Origin of the sequence: Lentilactobacillus sp., assembly GCF_040773105.1 — a bacterium.
In the GTDB taxonomy this organism is placed as follows: domain Bacteria; phylum Bacillota; class Bacilli; order Lactobacillales; family Lactobacillaceae; genus Lentilactobacillus; species Lentilactobacillus parabuchneri.
On the sequence record NZ_JAXGWW010000189.1, the window covers coordinates 1 to 4,087 of the forward strand.

4 protein-coding genes are annotated in these 4,087 nt (G+C 43.5%); all 4 read left to right on the forward strand.

Annotated features, from left to right (window positions below):
* On the forward strand, nt 1-1,025 hold a 1,025-nt coding region (locus AB3112_RS09030), incomplete at its 5' end, for a M16 family metallopeptidase (protein WP_367334336.1).
* Entirely contained in the window at nt 1,012-2,289 is a 1,278-nt protein-coding gene (locus AB3112_RS09035; protein WP_084972660.1) for a pitrilysin family protein, read from the forward strand. The genes AB3112_RS09030 and AB3112_RS09035, both read left to right, overlap by 14 nt.
* Nucleotides 2,290-2,397: 108 nt before the next feature.
* The gene (locus tag AB3112_RS09040; protein ID WP_084972659.1) at nt 2,398-3,453 is read left to right on the forward strand and encodes a RodZ domain-containing protein; all 1,056 of its coding nucleotides are present in this window, start codon (nt 2,398-2,400) and stop codon (nt 3,451-3,453) included.
* A 17-nt stretch (nt 3,454-3,470) separates the two neighbouring features.
* Nucleotides 3,471-4,052 carry a CDP-diacylglycerol--glycerol-3-phosphate 3-phosphatidyltransferase gene (pgsA, locus tag AB3112_RS09045; RefSeq protein WP_057909291.1) on the forward strand — a complete coding sequence of 194 codons (582 nt, stop codon included), beginning with the start codon at nt 3,471-3,473 and terminating at the stop codon, nt 4,050-4,052.
* Nucleotides 4,053-4,087: the final 35 nt, after the last annotated feature.

Here is a 4,087-nt window from a genome sequence, read left to right on the forward strand (position 1 = left end):
AAGTTTCAATTACCTTTCCAAATGATAAGTATCTACCGGAAGGCGAAGTTTTAACGCCACAAATTTTGGCGTTTCTTCGTGAAATGATTGAGAATCCCTTTATTGATGGCGATCACTTCAACGACGCTTATTTTGAAATTCATCAAAAAAATATGTTAAATTATTTGGATTCAATTGCAGATAACAAGGAATTTTTCTCAACCTTGGAACTTCAACGCTTGTATTATCCAAATGACCCAGATCACGGGCACTTTTTAATGGGCAATAAAGCTGAAATGGCCCAAATTACAGCCAAATCGCTTTATGATTTTTACAAATCGGTGCTGGCGAGCGCTAAGGTCACGATTTTAGTCGCCGGTGATTTGTCTGAGCAAGCGGTCATTGACGGCTTTAAGGACTTTGCCTCGTTTAGTGATCGGGCCCAAGCGCCTTATGAGTTACGGGTGATTCCTAAACCGATCGATCAGGTTCAAGAAGATGCCAAGTTTATTGAAGGCTCACAGTCTGTTTTGAGTATGGCTTATGAATTGCCGATTTATTTCGGGGATGGCTTATATTTTGCGGCGGTGATTTTTAATCAATTGTTTGGTGGGTCCAGTCAATCGCTGCTATTTGCCAACGTTCGAGAAAAGCGAAGTTTGGCCTACGACATTCACAGCAGTTACAACTCGTTGGTTGGAATGGATTCGGTTCAGGCTGGCATTGATTATCAAAACGAACAGGAAGTCATTTCGATGGTCAATCAACAACTCAAACAGCTTTCCGCCGGGAACTTTTCAGATGCACTCCTGGATGGGGTGAAGGAGGCCATGATTAACCAACACCGCTCCGAAGCCGACCATTTGGGCGCCTTAATTGAAGCGCGGTACGTGCAGCAGATTATGCAGTCTGACTTATCTGACGAACAATGGGAAGCCCATATTCAAGGCGTTAATCGTGACCAAATTTCTCAAGTTGCCAAACAATTACGGTTGCGGGCGATTTATCAACTCAACAGTGGAGGGCAGTCTGATGGAAATCATTGATTATCCAAATTATAACGAACGGTTATTTGTATCCAAATTATCAAACGGACTGACTGTTTACATGCAGCCCAAAAAAGGATTTAATAAAACAACCGCTGTATTGGGCGTAAACTATGGATCCATCGACAGTCAGTTTATCTTAAACGGTCAAAAGGTTGTTCAACCAGCAGGGATCGCCCATTTTTTGGAACACAAGATGTTCGACAAAAAAGACTACGATGTCTTTGAATTGTTTAACAAAACCGGGGCCCGCTCGAATGCCTTTACCAGCTTTACCAAGACCAACTACTTGTTTTCAACGGCAGAATCGGTCAAAGAAAATCTGGATATCTTGTTGGATTTTGTTCAAATTCCTTATTTTACCACGGCGAAGGTTGAACGGGAAAAGGGGATTATCGACCAAGAAATTAATATGTATCAAAATGATCCGGATAATCAGGCGTATTTCGAAACGATTGCCAGCCTTTATCCAGATTCGGTGTTGGCAAACGACATTGCGGGGACGGTTCAAACAGTGGGCAGCATTACGCTTGCCGATGTTGAACTTGCTTACAAGACCTTCTATCGTCCAGAAAATATGACGTTATTTATCACGGGTAGGCTTGACCCACAAGAAACGCTCGGCTGGATTGAGGCCAACCAGGCGGATAAACCCTCGCCGGAGCCAATTTCTCTTCAGCGACTCGAAAATTTTGAGCGTCAGGATCAACCGACAATTCATCATAGACAAATGAATGTTGCAAGACCTAAAGTGACACTCGGACTGCGCGGCACCGATCCGGTTCCAACCGGGCGGGCGGGATTGAAGTACGAAATCGCCTTATCCGTGATGTTTGACCTGTTTTTGAGTGAAAACTCAGTTGAATATGATAAACTGTATCATGATGAAATTATTGATGACTCGTTTTCATGGGAATTTGAAAACGAACGGGGCTTTCATTTTGCGGTCATTAGTTGTGACACCAGCGAACCGACGATCTTGATTGATCGTCTTAAAGCAATCATCAAAAAAATTCCTGAGGCATTGCCATCAAGGAAAGCCGAATTTCAATTACAAAAGAACGAATTATTTGGCAATTATGTCGAAATGATGGATTCCGAGGAAGCGATTAGCGGTCAATTTGACGGCTTCATCGGCGAACCTGTTACAATATATGATGAGGTTGAGATTTTAAAATCTTTAACTTTGGCGGATGTCCAGGCAATTAGCAGCGACTTTTTAAAACAGGTCGTGATGCAGGCCGGCATTATCCAGGACCATTAATGACCAACTGGAATTTTTAATGGTTACTTTATCATTTACTTAAAATATTAGTTGATGAGCATATGATATACTTTAAATGGAAATCAAAAAATTCAATGGAGAATGAGTATGAGCGACGAAAAAGATAATTTAACAATTGGACAAAAATTACATGATGCACGTGTTGCCAAGGGCTATACCCTCGATGACCTGCAAAAAAATACCAAGATTCAAAAGCGCTATTTGATCGCAATTGAGGACAATGATTTTGATGCATTACCGGGTGAATTCTACGTTCGGGCTTTTGTGAAGCAGTATGCGGACTCCGTTGGCCTTGATGGGACTGAATTGCTAAGCCAATTTGAAACAAAGCTGCCGGATACCGAAGACCCAGAGTACGTTGATCGGATCAACAGTGACAATCCGGAAACCCGTTCTGCTCAGCGAAAAGTAGAAGAACGAAACGATAAGCTGCGGCGATATATTCCGATTATCTCAGTTTCAGTCGTGGTTTTGGTCATCCTGATCGCAATTTGGGTGGCAGCAGCTAAGAGCACCCGCAACACGGCTAAAACGCAAATTGAAACCAGCAAGGTATCGGTTTCAAGTGATAAGTCGTCAAGCTCCAAAGCATCCAGTGCCAAGAAAGCCAAGTCTCCTAAAAAGACGAAGACCATTGCTTTTAAGAAACTCACTGCTTCAGGCAGCAACATCACTTATCAGGTTAGCGGGACATCCGGCAAGACACCATTGAAGATTTCAGCTACTGGAACGAGCAGCGCTTGGACCTCGGTTTCAACTGACGGGACTGCGGTATGGCAAGCATCACTAACCGGTGGTAATTCACATACCATTTCATTGCCTAGCACGACAAATACTGTGACGATCAATACCGGCAATGCTGAAGCCACGGAAATTACCGTTGGCGGTAAGAAATTAAAATTAGCAGCCCCACTTAACGGTGGCTCTGCTCAAGTACGGGTTATCACATTGCAGTTTGGTAAATCCAGTTCGTCTGCAACCACGAATTCCAGCTCCACGTCATCGAGTTCAACGACTGGGACTACCACGGGTACGACCGGCACAGGCTCAACGACTGGGACGTCTTCGACAACAGGAACCACTGGGACGACGAGCGGCACCGGAACAACCGGTAGTACCACAGGTTCGACTAATGGCTACTAATCAGTTGGGGGTTAAGCATGAATTTACCAAATAAGCTTACAATGTTTCGAATCATTTTGATTCCGTTCTTCATTTTAATCTTAGCAGCGCCGATATTTTCAGGCAGTGTCGTTATTGCGGGAACTTCTATCAGCGTGACGCGACTGGTTGCAACGATTATTTTTATTGTTGCTTCGTTGACTGATTTTTTGGATGGGCAAATCGCCCGCCGCAATCATTTGGTGACCAACTTTGGCAAGTTTGCCGATCCATTGGCTGACAAGATGTTGGTCATGACGGCATTTCTTTTCCTCGTTGGGTTAGGGGACGTTCCTGCCTGGGTCGCTGCAATTATCGTTTGCCGCGAATTGGCTGTGACTGGTCTTCGGTTAATCATCGTTGAAAACGAAGGTCAGGTAATTGCCGCGGCTTGGCCAGGCAAAATTAAGACCACCACCCAAATGTTGGCGATTATTTTGTTATTCCTGAATAACGTTTTATTCGCCGCAATTAACGTTCCAATGGGACTCATTTTGTTATATATTTGCTTATTCTTCACGATTTATTCGGGTGTTGATTACTTTGTTCAAAACAGATCCGTTTTTTCGGATTCATTTTAATCGTTTAATAGCTGTGGGACGAAAGACATTTTGAC